At 55.4% G+C, this 2,290-nt stretch carries 2 protein-coding genes; both read right to left on the reverse strand.

The genetic code is table 11. The features are described from left to right. A partial coding sequence (locus QT979_RS22380; RefSeq protein WP_333311721.1) for a hypothetical protein occupies nt 1-198 on the reverse strand: 198 nt, incomplete at its 3' end. A gap of 34 nt (nt 199-232) precedes the next feature. Beyond that, a partial coding sequence (locus QT979_RS22385; protein ID WP_333311722.1) for an Ig-like domain-containing protein occupies nt 233-2,290 on the reverse strand: 2,058 nt, incomplete at its 5' end.

A 2,290-nucleotide genomic window follows, 5' to 3' on the forward strand; every position in this document is an offset into this window, starting at 1 on the left:
CGGCTCCGTCCCCGTCATCATCGGCTCCGTCCCCGTCATCATCGGCTCCGTCCCCGTCATCATCGGCTCCGTCCCCGTCATCATCGGCTCCGTCCCCGACGACGGCGTAGGCTGCGGCACCGTGCCACTATCCAAACTATCCGCGTTCTCATCGGGTAGCCGCCCTTCGAGAAAAATTAGTGGTACTGCACTTGGCATTGTTCCGACTCCTTGCGACGCTACTCAAAAACTACTAAATAAACTTAAAGTCAGATGCAGTAATGACGGTGCTGAGCGCTCCCGGCACTGTAGGAATAGAATTCAACACTGCCAAATCGAAAGCTGGGAGACTGTCATCTGCCACATTCGGGTCGAAGCCGAGAACGTACTTGTTAAAAGTATTGTTCAGGTACACGAAGAAAGCTCCCGTTTTGCTCGAACCCTTTTGATTCTTCAACACTGCATTTATGGCTTGAGCGTTATCAAATTTAGATTCAAACAAAATGACTGATTGCTTGCTGATGTCGTCGCCGCTAGACCCGATATTCCTGACGATAAAACTGGTGAAATCGAGAGTAGTTCCTGAATTGGTTAAACCTGCGAAATTTGACGACCTGAACAAAAATCTGTCGGTCTCGCTGCCGTTAGCGTTAAAGTCAGCAATCACGTCCACGCCTTCGCTGGGAGTTTCATAGTAGAAGAAGTCATTGCCAGCATCGCCCGTGAGCAAGTCAGAACCGTTGCCACCGCCCAAAATGTCATTGCCTGCACCACCGGAAAGCGAGTCGTTGTCATCGCCGCCCAATACCAAGTCATTGCCGAAGGCGCCGCTGAGACAGTCACTGCCGGCACCGCCGTCGAGAGTGTCGTCGCCCGCTTGGCCGTCGAGGGAGTCGCTGCCGGCCTCGCCCAACACGTAGTCATTGCCGGAACCTCCTAGTCCCGTGTCGTTGCCTTCTCCACCCAACATCGTGTCATCGTTGTCGCCGCCCAAGATGGAATCGTTATTGATACCGCCGTCGAGCAAGTTTCTGCCCAATCCACCGTCTAGGATGTCGTCGCCGGCACCGCCGTCGAGGGAGTCGTCGCCAATGCCACCAAGTAAGGTGTCAATCCCGGCGCCACCAAGTATCGAGTCCTCGCCGGATTCTCCCAATATCGAGTCATTGCCTGTTCCGCCGTCAATGGTGTCGTTGTTGTCACCGCCGCCTAGGATGTCATTGTCATTGCCACCGAACATCAGGTCGTTGCCCAGTCCGCCGATCAGCGAGTCTATGCCGTCTTGGCCGTCAACAGTATCGTTGCCCAGTCCGCCGTCAAGGGTGTCGTTGCCGATCGCACCCACCACCGAGTCGTTGCCTGCTTCACCGAATTCGAGGTCGTTGCCGCCACTGCCATCGATGATGTCGTTGCCGTCGCCCCCAGAGAGGGTATCGTCGCCGGCCCCGCCGAGGATGAAGTCGCTGAGGTTGCTGCCTGTAAAGCTGCTGGCCGGGAGTGCGCTGCGATCGACAATATTATCTACCACCGTAATGCTGAAGGATGCCGGCCCGATAGTTGCAGACCCGTCGGAGGCTGTAAACGTGAAAGTGTCGCTGCCACCTGCTGCCAGCAAGTTGTATTTGACGATGTTGTTGTTGATATCGTCTTGCGTGAATTTGCCGCCCACGTTGAGAAAGGTGCTACCCCTTTGGACAAAACCTCTGGTAGCATCGGGGGCTTTAGTAATCGTGTAAACGATTTCCAAGGGGCTGTTGTCGGGATCTGTGATTAACAAATCGGCGGCAGTAATTGTCTGGGTAGGATTACTTTTGGCAACCACCACACCGTCGTTAATTATTAGCTGCGGGGGGCTACTGACGTTGATGGTTACTACCGCCTTACTTGTGCCGCCGCTGCCGTCTGAGATCGAGTAGCTGAAGCTGTCAGTACCCGAGAAGCCCGGATTCGGGGTGTATTTGAATACGCCGCCGCCCACGGGAACCAGGCTTCCTTTGCTTGCTGGAGCAAAAGTCGTGACAGTCAGAGCGCTTTGTTCCTGGTCAGTGTCGTTCAACAGAACGTTGAAACTGAGTTCTTGACCCGCAACCGTGGTGAAGTTGTCGTTAACTGCTCTTGGAGGTTGGTTAAAGATGGGCGTCGGGAACGTCGGCGTCGGACTTCCTGTCGGCGTCGGACTTCCTGTCGGCGTCGGCAAATTCGGCGTCGGGAACGTCGGCACCGGCTCGTCTGGTGTCGGACTGGTTGTCGGTGTCGGACTGGTTGTCGGTGTCGGACTGGTTGTCGGTGTCGGACTGGTTGTCGGTGTCGG

This window comes from Microcoleus sp. w2-18bC1 (assembly GCF_036700365.1).
Lineage (GTDB): Bacteria > Cyanobacteriota > Cyanobacteriia > Cyanobacteriales > Microcoleaceae > Microcoleus.